Raw genomic sequence first — 16,408 nt, forward strand, 5'->3', positions numbered from 1 at the left:
TTTGCTGTTAAATAGGCGGCGTGTCGTCGCCGTTACTTTCTGCGGCAGCGGCATAGGCTGATACCCCGCGCACGTGCCCAACGCCTCCCATTGTTCAGAAGCGAACCGTGCCAGTCAGCTCTTCCTTGTGATCCGTCTTAACGTGAGTTAATCAAAATGTTGAAAATCGTCCACCTGCTAACGGGCGTTGCAGCTTTGCTGCTGTCCTTTATCCCGACCCTGCAGCCTGAAAGCCTGCCGTATCTGGAACAACACGACGCTCTGTACCTGGCCTTGTTCGGCCTTCTTAACCTGACGCTGGCACCGGTGATCCCTTACTGGAACAAAGGCACGCGTCATCAACTGCAAAACCTGGTCAGCGCGCTGTTGGTACTGACTGTTGTCGTACAAACCCTCACCCTCCTGGCCCCCATGCCTGAAGTCGGCGGCCACCCGGCCATCCTGCTCAGCTTGGTGATTGCTGTGGTCGCCATTGTTCTTCACCTGGCCATCAGCTTCTACCGCTCGTCCCCTGCGGCCTCGTCGCAAACCTACGACATGACCAATCGGGATACCGGTACCGTCAAGTGGTTCAACACCTCCAAAGGCTTCGGCTTTATTTCCCGTGATTCGGGCGACGATATCTTCGTCCACTTCCGGGCCATTCGCGGCGAAGGCCATCGCGTTCTGGTGGAAGGCCAGCGCGTGGAATTCTCCGTTATGAATCGCGACAAAGGCCTGCAGGCCGAAGACGTGATCGCTGCACTGCCGCGTCGCTGATACCCGCCTTCGCAGCAAAAAAAACCGCGACCCAGCCTGGCTGGATCGCGGTTTTTTTATGCGCGCCTATTAATAGTGAGGCGGCGGCGCTTCTTCTTCAGACGTTTCGAACTGACCGCCCATTTCTTCCTGGCGCTTGAGCAGCGCGGTCATCTGCAGCTGCAGGCGTTCGACGGCCCGCTGCTGGGTGACGAGGATGTCATTGAGGGTCTCGATGGTGTCGTCCTGGAAGGCCAGGCGGCTTTCCAGATCGTTGACGCGGTCTTGCAAATCCATGATTCAGCCCTGGGTAAAGACGAAGTCGGAGGGCAACAGCCCGCGCAGGCGAGCACGAATGGCTGCCACATGTTCATCGGTATAAGGCTGCGCAGGATGCTTGCCCCATACCGGCGCAGGCCAGGCGGCATCATCACGTTTGCGCACGATCACATGCACGTGCAACTGGCTGACCACGTTGCCCAGGGCGCCGATGTTCATCTTGTCGGCGGACAAGCCTTCATTCAGCAACTGGGCCAAGGCGGTGGTTTCTTGCCACAGGCGCTGCTGGTCGACGACATCCAGTTGAAACACTTCGCTGATACCGTTGATACGCGGTACCAGGATGAACCAGGGGTAGTTCGAGTCATTGGACAGCAGCAGGCGGCACAGGGGGAAATCCCCGATGACCAGTGTGTCTTGTTGAAGGCGTTGGTCTAAAGCGAACACCGCGGGCACTCCGTTCGGCAGGTCAGGTTCAAGGCCCCCAGCATACCTGCGAATCGCTGTTGCTTCACGTCAGCCAATACGCGCCCAGGCAAGGCGTGACGAAAAAAAGTGCACCATTTCGAGCCAAACGGATTTTTCGACTACGCTCAATGACCAATCCTTCAGTGATTAGCTAAGCGCTGATCAAAACACTGCGACGAGAGCCGCGATGCAGAGGCCTCACAAAACAAGGCATTGAGCCATCACCGAAACACTGAGGCATCAGAGGGCGTGCACCAAAATGACCCAATCGCGCCTCAAAGAGATCCGCCGATTACCCACTGACCGGGGTGAACGGGTAACGTTTTTCCCAGATACAGGATTTATGCACTACCCAACAGACACAGGGCGCGGGCGTCAAGGCCAAACCAATCGGCGTAAAAACCCCGTGCTTATGCGGTTTTCACTCAGCGGTAACGTTTTTCACGAAAAAATGACATTCGATTTACAGTTTGGGCACGCTTGCTGCATTCATCCCTCTATCGTCGGCAACGGCACCGGAAGGGAAGCAGGTGTTTCGCGATGAAAAACAGCAGCGGTTCAATGCACGCCAAGGAAGATTTCAAACTTGGAAAGTAACGTTTTTTGCGTTCTTTTAACGGTCTGGAAACAGCATTGAAGTTGTCAGCCTCGTTACAGTGAGGCTGTGAATTTGCGACATGGATATAGCAATCTACGACAAGCTCGTAAAGAAGCTGAAAGGAAAGTTGGGCAAGTATCGCCAATATTGTCAGCGTGATATAACTTTGCGCCGACACAAAAAGAAAGAGCCGCCCAGACAAAAATATAGGTGGGACGGCAGTACTCTTCCTAAAACCAAAGGAGCAAATCACGATGCGCGTGATGAAGTGGAGCATGATCGCCCTGGCTGTTTCAGCAGGCACTACGCAGTTCGCAATGGCGTCCGCCCAAAGCGATTCCAAAGGCTTTGTTGAAGACAGCACTTTCAGCATTAACACTCGCGCCCTGTACTTCAGCCGCGACTTCCGTAACAACCCGTCGGGCCCGGACTCTCAGAGCCGTGCCGAAGAATCCGGCCTGGGCTTCAACGCCCTGTACTCTTCGGGCTTCACCCAAGGCACCATCGGTGTCGGTGTTGACGTGATCGGCCTGCTGGGCGTCAAGCTCGACAGCGGCAAAGGCCGTGCTGGCACTGGTCTGTTCCCAACCGGTTCCGATGGTCGCTCGCAAGACGACTACTCCAAAGGCGGCGGCGCGGTTAAATTCCGTATCTCCGATACTGTGCTGAAAATTGGTGACCAATACACCACAGCTCCAGTATTCGCTTCAGACGACAGCCGTTTGCTGCCAGAGCTGCCGCAAGGTATCTCGATCACCAGCAGCGAGATCAAGGGCCTGAAGCTTGAAGGCGGTCACTTCACTTCCAGCGTCGCGCAAAACCAGACCTACCATGACAGCCTGGGCCTGACCAAAACCGACTTCGTCGGTGGTGTCTACTCCTTCACTCCTGAGTTCACCGGTAGCCTGTACTACGCGAAAACTGAAGATTATTTCCGTAAGTACTACAGCAACCTGAACTGGACCCACGCGATCAGCGACGACCAGTCGTTTGCCTTGGACTTCAACATCTACGACACCAAGAGCGAAGGCGAAGGCCTGCAACGTGCTTCCAAAGACAGCGCTCTGCCGTTCGCAGAACGTACCAAGCTCGATAACCGTGCGTTCAGCTTGCAGGGTGCGTACACCATCGGTGCACACACCTTCACCCTGGCAGCCCAGAAAGTTACCGGCGACGGCGACTACGGCTACGGCGTAGACGGCGGCGGCACGGTGTTCCTGGCCAACTCCATCGCCCGTTCCGACTTCAACGCCGAGGGCGAGAAGTCCTACCAGGCGCGTTACGACATCAACATGGCAACCTTTGGCATTCCTGGCCTGAGCTTCATGACTCGTTACGTGACCGGTAGCGGCGCCAACACCGCCACCACCTCGAACGGCAAAGAGTGGGAACGCGACATCGAAGCCAAATACGTGATCCAGAGCGGCCCAGCCAAAGACCTGAGCCTGCGTGTACGTCAAGCGACCTATCGTTCGTCTGATGGCGTGTACTACGGTTCGTCGTCGATCGACGAACTGCGTCTGATCGCGCAATACCCGCTGAACATCCTGTAATTGACAGTTTTATTACAGCGATGACTTAAGGCTTTCGCCTTAAACAAAAAGCCGCTCTCTTGTTTAACAAGGGAGCGGCTTTTTTATGGCTTTAATGTTTCAGCAACAAAATAACTAGCAAGCTAACTAACGACATTATCACCGGCGGCTTGAACCTGACCTAACGGCCAAGTTCAAGGCAGTTAATTGCCATTACTTGGCAGCTGTTTCCTGCATCACGCGAATAACCCGCTGTGGAAACGGAATATCAATCCCCGCCGCTTTCAAACGATCCCGTGCAAGTTCGTTCAACATGAACACTACGTCCCAATAATCCGCAGTCTTGGTCCAGCAACGCAGGGAAACAGTGATCGAACTGTCACCCAAGGTCGACACCACTGCAACAGCCGCCGGGTCTGCCAGTACACGCGGGTCTTTGGCCAGTTCCAGCAACACTTCACGGGCTTTCTGCAGGTCAGCTTCATAGTCGACACCCACGTCAAACACCACCTTGCGGGTCGGCTGACGGTTGGTGTTGGTGATGAGGCCGTTGGACAAGCTGCCGTTGGGGATGATCACGGTCTTGTTGTCACCGGTACGCAGCACGGTGTGGAAGATCTGGATGCTGTCGACGGTGCCGGAAGTGCCCTGGGCTTCGATCCAGTCACCAATGCGGAACGGACGGAACAACAGAATCAGCACGCCGCCAGCGAAGTTCGCCAGGCTGCCTTGCAATGCCAGGCCAATGGCCAGGGTAGCGGCACCGATCGCGGCCACGAACGAAGTGGTGGCGACGCCGATCATCGAGGCCACGTTGACCACCAGCATGACCTTGAGCGCAATGTTCGCCAGGCTGGTGATGAAGTGTTGCAGCGCCAAGTCGGCATTGCGCAATGCCAACAAACGCCCCACTCGGTGGGTCAACACGTTGATCAGCCACCAACCGATGGCCAGGGTGAGCACCGCCAGCAAAAACCGGCTGCCGTATTCCATGATCATCGGGATCCACGACTCTGAGGTCTTGATCAGGTGATCCACTTCAGCATTCAAATCCATCTACATTCTCCTGTTTACCGGATGTTTGGCCATAAATGCAATTGAGCCCCGTAGGGCTCAATTGTCGGCGCAGGTTCTGGGGCGTGGGACGTCAAAAACGCCCACAGGTTCCCCAAAGTGCCATCAGTCGCGGAAGTTATTGAACTGCAGCGGCATGTCGAAGGTCTTGGCGCGCAGGGCCGCGATGGCCTCTTGCAGGTCGTCACGCTTCTTGCCGGTGACGCGAACCTGCTCACCCTGGATGGCAGCCTGGACTTTCAGCTTGGCGTCCTTGATGTGAGCAACGATCTTCTTCGCCAGATCCTTGTCGATGCCTTCCTTGAGGACGGCTTCTTGCTTCATCAGTTTGCCGGAGGCGTAGGCGTCCTTGATTTCAAGGCATTGCGCGTCGATCTTGCGCTTGACCAGCGACAGCTTGAGGATCTCGATCATCGCTTCCAGCTGGAAATCGGCTTCAGCGGTCAGGTTGACGGTCAGCTCTTTTTCCTTGAATTCGAAGCTGCCCTTGCCTTTCAAGTCATAGCGACGGTCCAGTTCCTTGACGGCGTTCTCGACGGCGTTGGTGACTTCGTGTTTGTCCAGTTCGGATACCACGTCGAACGAAGGCATGTCATTTCTCCAATATAAGGGGCGGGCTCAGTAGAGATGGAGCGCGCCCAAGCTAAAATGCCGGGGCATTATAGCGGTTCTTTTGTCCTGTTCGCTGCGGGCGACCCTTTGGAGCACAAACTGATGTCGACCACCTGGCATATTCTCGGCGCCGGTAGCCTGGGCACACTCTGGGCCACGCGGCTGGCGCGCGCTGGCGTGCCCGTGCGGTTGATCCTGCGCGATGCTGCGCGCCTGGCCAGCTATCAGGCAGCCAAAGGGCTGACGCTGGTAGAACAGGGCATGGAACACACATACCCGGTAATTGGCGAAACGCCCGACAGTCCCGAGCCGATTCATCGCCTACTCGTGGCGTGCAAAGCCTACGACGCACAGAGTGCCGTCGCACAGCTGCAACACCGGCTGGCACCGGACGCAGAACTGATCCTGCTGCAGAACGGCCTCGGCAGCCAGGACGCGGTGGCCGCGCAACTGCCCCAGGCACGCTGCATCTTTGCCTCCAGCACCGAAGGCGCATTCCGCGACGGCGATTGGCGTGTGGTGTTCGCCGGCCATGGCTACACCTGGCTGGGAGACGCAAGCCACCCCACCCCGCCGCTTTGGCTGGATGACTTGCAAGCGGCCGGCATCCCCCACGATTGGAGCACCGACATCCTCACACGGCTGTGGCGCAAGCTGGCGCTCAATTGCGCCATCAACCCGCTGACCGTGCTGTACCAGTGCCGTAACGGAGAACTGCAAGCCCATCACTGTGAAGTCGCAACCCTGTGCGCCGAACTCGGCGAACTGCTGGAGTGTTGCGGCCAACCGGCTGCCGCCCAGGACCTGCAACACGAAGTGGAACGGGTGATCCAGGCCACCGCCGCCAACTACTCGTCCATGTATCAGGACGTGACCGCCGGCCGTCGCACCGAAATCAGCTATCTATTGGGCTATGCTTGCCAGGCGGGTTCTCGTCACCAGTTGAACCTGCCGCACCTGCAACAGCTGCAAGTGCGCCTGGTGGAGCGCTTGCTTGCACGTGGATTGCCCCGCGACTGAACCACGCGCTACCCTGCCCGCCTGTCTATCACCTGGGAAAACCCTGATGCCGCTGCGCCAGCGTCTTGAAAACCTACCGGTCGGGCAGAAACTGCTGGCCGCCCTGCTGGTGCTGTTGACCACCGTGTTACTGGTGGCCAACCTGACCTTTATCAGCGCCGCCTACTGGATTTCCCAGGAAAGCATGGCACCCCAGGCCTTGCAGGCCATCGGCCGCCTGGTGTCCAACCCCGCACTCGCCGCCGAAGCCCTCGAATCGCCGGCCAAGGCAGACGCGCTGCTCAATGAACTGACCAGCTATTCGCCGTTGCGCGCCGCCGCCCTGTATGACGGCGAAGGCAATCGCCTGGCGCAGATGCAACACGGCGACCGCCTGCACCTGCCAGACAACTATCGGCATATCGAAGCCTGGCGCGTGACCGAGTTTCGCAGTAACCAAATCATCACCCTGCCCCGCGCCGGCCAGCCGTCCGGACATCTGCTGCTGGTGGCCAGTAGCGAGCTGCCAGTGGCGTTCTATACCGGCACGTTGACGGCCAGCCTGGGCATCCTGATTTTCAGTGTGTTGTTGTGGCTGATCATCGCCCGCCAGATCAAACGCCTGATCACTCGGCCAATCCACGAACTGGAAGAACTCTCACGCCAGGTCACCCGCGAGGAGAACTACGCCCTGCGCGCCGGCCGGGGTAACCACGACGAAATTGGCAGCCTGGCCGAGGCCTTCAACACCATGCTGTCGCGCATCGAAGCCCGTGAGCAACAGCTCAAGCGTGCGCGGGACGACTCTCAGGCGGCGTATGACCAGGCTCAGGGTCTGGCGGAAGAAACTCGCCACACCAACCGCAAACTGGAACTGGAAGTGCAGGTTCGCAGCAAGATCGAGAAGAAACTCACCGGCTTCCAGAATTACCTGAACAGCATCATCGACTCCATGCCCTCGGCACTGATCGCCCTGGATGAACAGCTCTACGTCACCCAATGGAACCAGGAGGCCAGCGCCCTCTCCGGCACACGCCTGGACGAAGCCCTGAACCAGCCGATCTACCTGGCGTTCCAGCCGCTCAAACCTTACCTGCCGCAGATCCGGGCGGCGGTGGAGCAACACACCGTGGAGCGCATCGAGCGTGTCACTTGGTTCAAGGACGACGAAGCCAAGCACTACGCGCTGACCTTCTACCCGCTGATGGGCGGGGCCGGGCGTGGCGTGGTGATCCGGATCGATGACATCACCCAGCGCTTGTCCCTGGAAGAAATGATGGTGCAGTCGGAGAAGATGCTCTCCGTGGGTGGCTTGGCCGCCGGCATGGCCCATGAGATCAACAACCCGCTGGGGGCGATCCTGCACAACGTGCAGAACATCCGCCGCCGCCTGTCCCCCGAGTTGCCCAAGAACCTGGAGCATGCGGAGCAGGCAGGCATCGAGCTGGAAACAGTCAACCGCTACCTGCAAAGCCGCGAAGTGCCGCAACTGCTCGATGGCATCCAACAGGCTGGGGCGCGGGCGGCAAAGATCGTCACCCACATGCTCAGTTTCAGCCGTCGCAGCAACCGGCAGATGGCCCCCTGCGATTTGCCGGCGCTGATCGACCAGGCTGTGGAAATCGCTGGCAATGACTTCGACCTGGCCATCGGCTTCGACTTCAAGGGCCAGGCCATCATCCGCCAGTTCGACCCTCAACTCGGCCCGGTGCCCGGCACCGCCAACGAGCTGGAACAGGTGCTGCTCAATCTGCTGAAAAACGCCGCCCAGGCCATCCATTTGCGTGAAGACGACAGCGAGCCGGGGCGCATCATCCTGCGCACGCGCCTCAACCCGCCGTGGGCGGAGATCCAAGTGGAAGACAACGGCATCGGCATGAGCGAGAACGTGCGCAAACGCACCTTCGAGCCGTTCTTCACCACCAAGGAAATCGGCCAGGGCACAGGGCTCGGGCTGTCGGTGTCGTATTTCATCATCACCAACAACCACAAGGGCCAGATGGAAGTGCATTCCACCCTGGGCCAAGGCACCTGCTTCACCCTGCGCCTGCCGTTGGCCGGTAGCCAACTGCCCCCTTACGAACTGAACCAACTGGAGCACTGACCATGGGCTTTCGCCTGTCGAAGATCTACACCCGCACCGGCGACAAGGGCGAAACCGGCCTGGGCGATGGCCGCCGCGTGCCCAAGGACCACCCACGGGTGGAAGCGATTGGTGAGGTGGATACGCTGAACAGCCAGTTGGGTTTATTGCTGGCCAGCCTGGAAGAGCAGAGTGGCAAACATCCGGAACTGAAGGATGTGATCGAGGTGCTAACGCCTTGCCAGCATCGTTTGTTCGATCTGGGCGGTGAACTGGCAATGCCGGTGTACAAAGCCTTGAACGCTGCGGAAGTGGATCGGCTGGAAGCCGCGATTGACCGCTGGAATGAGGAAGTGGGGCCGCTGGAGAACTTCATCCTGCCCGGTGGCTCGGCATTGATCGCCCAAGCCCATGTGTGCCGCAGCCTGGCGCGCAGTGCGGAGCGGCGGTGTCAGCAATTGAATGCGGTGGAACCGTTGGAAGGGGTGGGGTTGGCGTACATCAATCGGTTGTCGGATTTGCTGTTTGTGGCGGCGCGGGTGATTGCCAAGCGCCAGGGTGTGGCTGAGGTGTTATGGCAAGCGGCCGCTAAGCCACACTAACCCAATGAAAACGCCAAACCTGTAGTGAGCGGGCTTGCCCCGCTCACCACAGTGTCCGCATCAAACCTGAGGCCAGAACGCGCGAATACCCGCCACACCTTGGGCCCCCACTTCCCAAGCCTGCTCTCGCTCGGCAGGCCCCACCCCGCCCAACAGAAACACCGGTTTGCTGAACCCACGGATCAACTCTGCCGCCTGCTCCCATCCCAATGGCTGGGCATCGGGGTGAGTCTGGGTCCGCTGTACCGGCGACAGCGTGACGAAATCCACGTCCATCATTTCCGCCAGCGCCAGCTCCTCGGCATTGTGGCAAGACGCCGCCAACCAACGATCTTTAGGAAGCGGTCGACCTTTGCTCGCGTATTTACGCAGTTGTGCCGAGGTCATGTGCCAACCGGCCGAAGGAAAATCCCCCAGCCACTCGAACGGCCCCTTGAGCATCAGTTGTGCCTTACCCGCGCACAGCCCCACCGCATCCACCGCGAGGTCACGGTATTTGGGGTCGTAGCCGTTGGGCGCACGCAGTTGCACCAACTTGATACCGCCAGCAATGGCTTTCTGAATACCCCGCAGTAACGTCGGGGTTTCCAGTTCGCCTGGGGTGATCAGGTATTCAGCCGGCAAACGCGCCGCCGCCACAATCGGCGCATTGGCTGCCGGGAACTCGTAGTTGATCAGGTCCCGAGGAGCGACCCATTCCAACGGTTGCCCTTCAACACCATGAGGCTCGCCGGTAAACGCCGACACTTCCCAGACATCCAGCAACACCTGTTTGTCCGGATAGTCGTGCTGCACCTTGATCAGCGGCCGCGCGGTGGTGACCTGTATACCCAGCTCTTCCTGCAATTCGCGGGACAGCGCGCTGGCGACCGATTCATCGGCCTCCACCTTGCCGCCGGGAAATTCCCAGAGGCCGCCCTGATGCTGGGTATCGGCGCGGCGCGCCAACAGGATCCTGCCATCGACACCGCGGATCACCGCGGCTGCTACATGCACTCGTTTCACCGCGCTTATCCTCTTAGGTACGGTATTCCGCGTTGATCTTCACGTACTCGTGGGACAGGTCGGTGGTCCAGATGGTTTCGCTGCACGCGCCGCGACCCAACTCGATGCGGATGGTGATTTCTTCCTGTTGCATCACCGCCGAGCCCTGGGCTTCGGTGTAGGTCTCGGCACGGGCGCCACGGCTGGCGATGCACACGTCGCCGAGGAACACGTCGATCTTGCTCACGTCCAGGTCCGGCACGCCGGCACGGCCCACAGCGGCCAGGATACGGCCCCAATTCGGGTCAGAGGCGAACAGCGCCGTCTTGATCAGCGGCGAATGCGCCACGGTGTAGCCAACGTCCAGGCATTCCTGATGATTACCGCCGCCATTCACTTCAACAGTAACAAACTTGGTGGCGCCCTCGCCGTCACGCACGATGGCCTGGGCCACGTCCATGCACACTTCGAACACCGCCTGCTTCAACGCCGCGAACAACGGGCCGCTGGCCTCGGTGATTTCCGGCAGGTTGGCCTGGCCGGTGGCGATCAGCATGCAGCAGTCGTTGGTCGAGGTGTCGCCATCGATGGTGATGCGGTTGAACGACTTGTTGGCGCCGTCGAGGATCAGGCTGTGCAGCACGTCGCGGGAAACTTTGGCGTCGGTGGCAATGTATCCGAGCATGGTAGCCATGTTCGGGCGGATCATGCCCGCGCCCTTGCTGATACCGGTCACGGTGACGGTTACGCCATCGTGCACGAACTGGCGGCTCGCGCCTTTGGGCAGGGTGTCGGTGGTCATGATGCCGGTTGCTGCCGCGGCCCAGTTATCCACAGACAGGTCGTCCAGCGCAGCTTGCAGCGCGCCTTCGATTTTTTCTACCGGCAATGGCTCACCGATCACGCCGGTGGAATACGGCAGCACTTGGCTGGCGTCCACGCCGGTCAGCTGGGCCAGCTTGGCGCAAGTGCGTGCAGCCGCCACCAGGCCTGGCTCGCCGGTACCTGCGTTGGCATTGCCGGTGTTGGTCAGCAGGTAACGGATCGTGCCGGCAACGCGCTGCTTGGCCAGGATCACCGGTGCGGCGCAGAACGCGTTGAGGGTGAACACACCGGCGACGGTCGAGCCTTCGGCACAGCGCATCACCACCACATCCTTGCGCCCAGGGCGCTTGATGCCGGCCGAAGCGATACCGAGTTCAAAACCGGCAACCGGGTGCAATGTGGGCAAAGGACCAAGACCAACAGCCATGAATGCGCTCCTTAAAAATCAGATGATGTCTGTGCCGTCGTAAGCGACGGCGAAATTAATGGCAAAACGCCGCGACGGCAGAGGCCGGTCGCGGCGCGGGGTGTTGCAGCGTCAGGCAAAAATCTTATTCGATCTGGCCGTGGCAGTGTTTGAACTTCTTGCCCGAACCGCAGTAGCACAGCTCGTTGCGGCCCAGCTTCTGGTCATTGCGAACCGGGGTTTGAGCCAGGGCCACGTCGACCTCTTCGCCCAATACCTCAGGCGCTTCCAGGCCCGGTGCTTCGTCATGCTGGAACTGCATGCGCGCAGCCAGAGCCTCGGCTTCCTGACGCAGGCGGGCTTCTTCCTCGATCGGGTCTTCGCGACGCACCTGAACGTGGGACAGCACGCGGATCGAATCGCGCTTGATCGAATCCAGCAGTTCGGAGAACAGCGTGAACGACTCGCGCTTGTACTCTTGCTTCGGGTTCTTCTGGGCGTAGCCACGCAGGTGGATACCGTGACGCAGGTGGTCCATGGTCGACAGGTGGTCTTTCCACAGGTCGTCCAGTACGCGCAGTACGATTTGCTTCTCGAAGGTGCGCAGTGCTTCGGCACTCGCCTGCTCTTCTTTCTCGTTGTACGCCGCCAGCAGCTCGGTCATCAGCTTCTCGCGCAGCGTTTCTTCGTACAGGTGATCGTCTTCGTCCAGCCACTGCTGAACCGGCAGGTCCACACCGAAGTCGCTCTTCAACGCGGCTTCCAGGCCGGCAACATCCCACTGCTCCGGCAGGGACTGTGGCGGGATGTGTGCGCTGACGGTAGCGTTGAGCACGTCCTGACGGAAATCAGCGATGGTCTCGCCAATGTTGTCGGCGGCCAGCAACGTGTTACGCATGTGATAGATCACTTTACGCTGTTCGTTGTTGACGTCATCGAACTCGAGCAGTTGCTTACGGATATCGAAGTTGCGGCCCTCGACCTTGCGCTGGGCCTTCTCGATGGCGTTGGTCACCATGCGGTGTTCAATCGCTTCACCGGACTGCATCCCTAAGGCCTTCATGAAGTTCTTCACGCGGTCCGAAGCGAAGATGCGCATCAGGCTGTCTTCCAGGGACAGGTAGAAGCGGCTGGAACCGGCGTCACCCTGGCGACCGGCACGACCACGCAGTTGGTTGTCGATACGGCGCGATTCGTGACGCTCGGAAGCGATCACCTGCAGGCCACCGGATTCCAGCACGGCCTGGTGGCGTTTCTGCCAGTCAGCCTTGATCTGGGCGATCTGCTCAGGGCTCGGGTTTTCCAGTGCCGCGACTTCAACTTCCCAGTTACCGCCCAACAGGATGTCGGTACCACGACCGGCCATGTTGGTGGCGATGGTCAGTGCGCCTGGGCGACCGGCCTGGGCAATGATCTCGGCTTCTTTTTCGTGGAACTTGGCGTTGAGGACCTTGTGCTCGATGCCTTCCTTGTTGAGCAGGTTCGATACGTGCTCGGAAGTCTCGATGGTGGCGGTACCCACCAGGATCGGGCGACCCTGGGCCATGCCGTCCTTGATGTCGTTGATGATGGCCGCGTATTTCTCTTCGGCCGTCAGGAACACCAGGTCGTTGAAGTCTTTACGCGCCAACGGTTTGTTCGGCGGAATGACCATCACGGCCAGGTTGTAGATCTGGTGGAACTCGAACGCTTCGGTGTCGGCCGTACCGGTCATGCCGGACAGTTTGTTGTACAGACGGAAGTAGTTCTGGAAGGTAGTGGACGCCAACGTCTGGCTTTCTGCCTGGATGTTGAGCATTTCCTTGGCTTCGATGGCCTGGTGCAGGCCTTCGGACAAACGACGACCCGGCATGGTACGGCCGGTGTGTTCGTCAACCAGCACGACCTGGCCGTCCTGCACGATGTATTCGACGTTGCGATGGAACAGCTTGTGGGCGCGCAGGCCGGCATACACGTGGGTCAACAGGCCCAGGTTGTGTGCCGAGTACAGGCTTTCACCCTCGGCCAGCTCGCCGATCTGGGTCAGCATTTCTTCGACGAACTGGTGACCGGCTTCGTTGAGTTCGACCTGGCGGGTCTTCTCGTCGATGCTGAAGTGACCTTCTTTGGTCACCACGCCTTCCACTTCCTCGATGTGCTGCTCCAGGCGCGGAATCAACTTGTTGATTTCGGTGTACAGGCGCGAGCTGTCTTCGGCCTGGCCGGAGATGATCAGCGGGGTACGGGCTTCGTCGATGAGGATGGAGTCGACTTCGTCGATCACGGCAAAGTTGAGTTCGCGCTGGAATTTTTCATCCATGCTGAACGCCATGTTGTCGCGCAGGTAGTCGAAACCGAATTCGTTGTTGGTGCCGTAGGTAATGTCGCAAGCGTAGGCAGCGCGCTTCTCTTCCGGCGGCTGGAACGGCGTAACCACGCCGACGGTCAGGCCGAGGAATTCATACAGCGGGCGCATCCAGTTGGCGTCCCGGCGGGCCAGGTAGTCGTTCACCGTCACAACGTGCACGCCCTTGCCGGACAGTGCGTTGAGGTAAACGCCCAGGGTTGCCACCAGGGTCTTGCCTTCACCGGTACGCATTTCGGCAATCATGCCTTCATGCAAGGTCATGCCGCCGATCAACTGGACGTCGAAGTGGCGCATGCCCATGACACGCTTACCGGCTTCACGGGCGACCGCAAAGGCTTCGGGCAGCAGCTTGTCGAGGGTTTCACCTTTAGCTATGCGGGCCTTGAACTCTTGGGTCTTGGCGCGCAATTGCTCGTCCGAAAGGGCAACCATCTGCTCTTCGAAGGCATTGACCAGCTGCACCGTCTTGAGCATGCGTTTGACTTCGCGCTCATTCTTGCTTCCAAAAAGTTTCTTTAACAAAGGCGCAAACATATCGGCAGGTTCTTCCACACATAGGGATGGAGGGCGCACCGTGAGTGGCCCGAGCAGCCCTCACGGCCGCATGCGAACGCGCATTCTACCCGGATTCGTGGGTGAGGAAAGTGGCGTTGTTCCCCGATGCTGGCATGGTGCTGTGAGAGGGCTTGTTTAAAATAAGGGCTTTTGTCGGAACTTCAACCCATGGAGCGAAGAAGTTACCAATTGATTTCATGAACAAAACCCTACGAATGCATTGGCTGGGGGCGTTCAGGCGCGTTCTGCTAAGATGGTGGCTCTGTTACTTAAGGTGTCAAATAATGGCGTTTCGCCCCTTATCAGCCCGCGCTCCCGCCGTGTTGCTTCGCGATGCCAAGCCGCTGAAAGCCATCTTTGGCCATGCGCAACGCCTGGGCCGCCTGCAACGACTGCTCGAAACCCAGTTGCAACCGGCCGCACGCGAACATTGCCGCGTGGCGTCCTGGCGTGAAGGCAACCTGCTGCTGATTGTCACAGATGGCCACTGGGCGACACGCTTGCGCTATCAGCAAAAACGCCTGCAGCGCCAATTGATGGCCTTTGATGAATTCGCTGGCTTGACGCGCATCCAGTTCAAGGTGCAACCGCCCACCACCCAACCTGGCGTGGCAGAACACATTCATGATTTGTCGACCCATGCGGCCGAAGCCATTCAGGCAACGGCCGACGGGATCAGCAACCCAGGCTTGCGCGCGGCGCTTGAACGGCTGGCGGCCCACGCCAAAGCCAAGCCCTGAATCGCTACTTGCGTTTGCTGCCGCCCAACAACGACCCCAACAAACCACGGACCAATTGTCGCCCCATCTGATTGGCGGCTTGCTGCATTGCGGACTTCAGCGCCTTACCTGCGGTTGTGCCGAGAAACGCCCCGGCCCTGTCGGTGAAGCTAGGCTCCTCGGCGGCCGGCTTGGCCTCTTCGGTTGGCCCAAGCTCTTTGCGTGCCATCAGCACTTCATAAGCGGAGTCCCGATCAATCGGCTTGTCATACCGACCCTGCAACGGTGAACTGGCCACCAATGCAGCGCGTTCGGCTTCGCTGAGCGGCCCGATCCGCGACTGCGGCGGTGCAACCAATACACGCTGGACGACTTCCGGCGTGCCTTTTTCCTGCAGCGTGCCCACCAACGCCTCGCCCGTGCCCAACTCGGTCAATACCGAAAGGGCATCAAAGGCCGGGTTCGGCCGAAAACCGTCGGCTACGGCGCGTAGGGATTTCTGCTCTTTCGTCGTGAACGCCCGCAGGCCATGCTGGATGCGCAGGCCGAGTTGCGCCAGCACGCTGTCCGGCAGGTCGCCTGGCGACTGGGTGACAAAATACACGCCAACGCCTTTTGAACGGATCAGCCGCACCACTTGCTCCAGTCGCTCCTGCAACGCCTTGGGCGTGTCGGCGAACAGCAAGTGCGCCTCATCAAAGAACAGTGCGAGTAACGGCTTGTCGGCATCACCGCGCTCGGGCAGTTGCTCGAACAGCTCCGCCAGCAGCCACAGCAGGAAGGTCGCGTACACCTTCGGCGCTTCGTGAACCAGACGGCTCGCGTCCAGTAGATGGATGCGACCAAGCCCGTCACTGGTGGGCTGCAGGATATCTTCCAACTGCAGGGCCGGCTCGCCGAACAAAGCTTCGGCGCCCTGCTGCTCCAGCACCGCCAGGCGTCGCAACAACGCCTGGCTGGAACCGGTGGTCATCAGCGCCGCGTCTTCGCCCAACAGTTCGGGGTGGTAGCGCAGATGATTGAGGAGCGCCTTGAGGTCCTTGAGGTCCAGCAACAACAAGCCTTCGCGGTCTGCGACCTTGAACGCCGCGTAAAGCGCCGATTGCTGGCTGTCGGTGAGTTCCAACAGGCTACCGAGCAGCAATGGGCCCATTTCGCTGATCGTAGTGCGCAACGGATGACCGGATTGCCCGTGGATATCCCACAGCGTGACCGGATAAGCCTTGGCCGTGTAATTGAGGAACGGCATGCCGGCGATGCGCTCGGCCACCTTGCCCTGCGGGTTCGCCGCAGCGCCCAGGCCGCACAAGTCACCCTTGATATCCGCCGCAAACACCGCCACGCCGGCATCACTGAAGGCTTCGGCCAGGCGTTGCAGCGTGACAGTCTTGCCCGTGCCGGTGGCACCGGCGATCAACCCGTGACGGTTGGCCAGGCGCATGGCCTGGGCGATGGGCTGGCCGTCGAGGCCGGCGCCGATTAGCAGTTGCGTGGAGTCAGGCATTTCGTCACCCATGGTTAATCTTTAGTGCGGCCAGGTCGATACAAAGAAGTGTGAGACCCACAAAGTCTAAAAATAGGTCAGAT

General features: G+C 59.5%; 14 protein-coding genes. 6 read left to right on the forward strand and 8 right to left on the reverse strand.

Annotation, left to right across the window (positions count from 1 at the left end; translation table 11 throughout):
• Window positions 1–156 precede the first annotated feature (156 nt).
• Entirely contained in the window at window positions 157–759 is a 603-nt protein-coding gene (locus H096_RS34730; protein ID WP_033898496.1) for a cold-shock protein, read from the forward strand.
• A 69-nt stretch (window positions 760–828) separates the two neighbouring features.
• Here H096_RS34730 and H096_RS12420 read toward each other — a convergent pair whose 3' ends face one another.
• Together H096_RS12420 and H096_RS12425 are read right to left on the reverse strand one after the other, a co-directional pair.
• A complete protein-coding gene (locus H096_RS12420; RefSeq protein WP_010208093.1) occupies window positions 829–1,035 on the reverse strand; it encodes a SlyX family protein in 207 nt (68 codons plus the stop codon).
• Window positions 1,036–1,038: 3 nt separating this feature from the next.
• Window positions 1,039–1,464 (reverse strand): HIT domain-containing protein, encoded by a 426-nt coding sequence (locus H096_RS12425; protein WP_033898497.1) that lies wholly within the window; start codon window positions 1,462–1,464, stop codon window positions 1,039–1,041.
• An 873-nt stretch (window positions 1,465–2,337) separates the two neighbouring features.
• On the opposite strand from H096_RS12425, the gene H096_RS12430 reads away from it, so the two are divergent.
• Window positions 2,338–3,636, forward strand: a complete 1,299-nt coding sequence (locus H096_RS12430) for an OprD family porin (protein ID WP_033898499.1) — start codon at window positions 2,338–2,340, stop codon at window positions 3,634–3,636.
• A gap of 192 nt (window positions 3,637–3,828) precedes the next feature.
• On the opposite strand, the gene H096_RS12435 is transcribed toward H096_RS12430, so the two are convergent.
• Both H096_RS12435 and H096_RS12440 read right to left on the reverse strand, forming a co-directional pair.
• Complete coding sequence (locus tag H096_RS12435) at window positions 3,829–4,671, reverse strand: mechanosensitive ion channel family protein (protein WP_016975459.1); 843 nt, start codon at window positions 4,669–4,671, stop codon at window positions 3,829–3,831.
• Between the two features lie 123 nt (window positions 4,672–4,794).
• The gene (locus tag H096_RS12440; RefSeq protein ID WP_033898500.1) at window positions 4,795–5,280 is read right to left on the reverse strand and encodes a YajQ family cyclic di-GMP-binding protein; all 486 of its coding nucleotides are present in this window, start codon (window positions 5,278–5,280) and stop codon (window positions 4,795–4,797) included.
• 123 nt (window positions 5,281–5,403) lie between these two features.
• Between H096_RS12440 and H096_RS12445 the strand changes: the two genes are divergently transcribed.
• Genes H096_RS12445 through H096_RS12455 form a run of 3 tightly spaced genes read left to right on the forward strand, consistent with a single transcriptional unit; the run spans window position 5,404 to window position 8,985 of the window.
• Window positions 5,404–6,321 (forward strand): putative 2-dehydropantoate 2-reductase, encoded by a 918-nt coding sequence (locus H096_RS12445; protein ID WP_033898646.1) that lies wholly within the window; start codon window positions 5,404–5,406, stop codon window positions 6,319–6,321.
• 46 nt (window positions 6,322–6,367) lie between these two features.
• Window positions 6,368–8,404 (forward strand): ATP-binding protein, encoded by a 2,037-nt coding sequence (locus H096_RS12450; RefSeq protein WP_033898501.1) that lies wholly within the window; start codon window positions 6,368–6,370, stop codon window positions 8,402–8,404.
• Window positions 8,405–8,406: 2 nt separating this feature from the next.
• Window positions 8,407–8,985, forward strand: a complete 579-nt coding sequence (locus H096_RS12455) for a cob(I)yrinic acid a,c-diamide adenosyltransferase (RefSeq protein ID WP_033898503.1) — start codon at window positions 8,407–8,409, stop codon at window positions 8,983–8,985.
• A 60-nt stretch (window positions 8,986–9,045) separates the two neighbouring features.
• Here H096_RS12455 and H096_RS12460 read toward each other — a convergent pair whose 3' ends face one another.
• From H096_RS12460 to secA, 3 genes are all read right to left on the reverse strand, one after another.
• Window positions 9,046–9,990 (reverse strand): Nudix family hydrolase, encoded by a 945-nt coding sequence (locus H096_RS12460; protein WP_033898504.1) that lies wholly within the window; start codon window positions 9,988–9,990, stop codon window positions 9,046–9,048.
• Window positions 9,991–10,003: 13 nt separating this feature from the next.
• On the reverse strand, window positions 10,004–11,221 hold the full coding sequence (gene argJ, locus H096_RS12465; protein ID WP_028617753.1) for a bifunctional glutamate N-acetyltransferase/amino-acid acetyltransferase ArgJ: 1,218 nt from the start codon (window positions 11,219–11,221) through the stop codon (window positions 10,004–10,006).
• A 124-nt stretch (window positions 11,222–11,345) separates the two neighbouring features.
• The gene (gene secA / locus H096_RS12470; RefSeq protein WP_033898506.1) at window positions 11,346–14,081 is read right to left on the reverse strand and encodes a preprotein translocase subunit SecA; all 2,736 of its coding nucleotides are present in this window, start codon (window positions 14,079–14,081) and stop codon (window positions 11,346–11,348) included.
• Between the two features lie 305 nt (window positions 14,082–14,386).
• Here secA and H096_RS12475 point away from each other — a divergent pair, with 305 nt between their 5' ends.
• On the forward strand, window positions 14,387–14,842 hold the full coding sequence (locus H096_RS12475) for a DUF721 domain-containing protein (protein WP_033898507.1): 456 nt from the start codon (window positions 14,387–14,389) through the stop codon (window positions 14,840–14,842).
• Window positions 14,843–14,846: 4 nt separating this feature from the next.
• Here the strand turns inward: H096_RS12475 and H096_RS12480 are convergent, their stop codons facing one another.
• A complete protein-coding gene (locus H096_RS12480) occupies window positions 14,847–16,325 on the reverse strand; it encodes a helicase HerA-like domain-containing protein (RefSeq protein ID WP_033898647.1) in 1,479 nt (492 codons plus the stop codon).
• Window positions 16,326–16,408 lie beyond the last annotated feature (83 nt).

This window comes from Pseudomonas sp. FH1, from assembly GCF_000510895.2.
Lineage (GTDB): Bacteria > Pseudomonadota > Gammaproteobacteria > Pseudomonadales > Pseudomonadaceae > Aquipseudomonas > Aquipseudomonas azotoformans_A.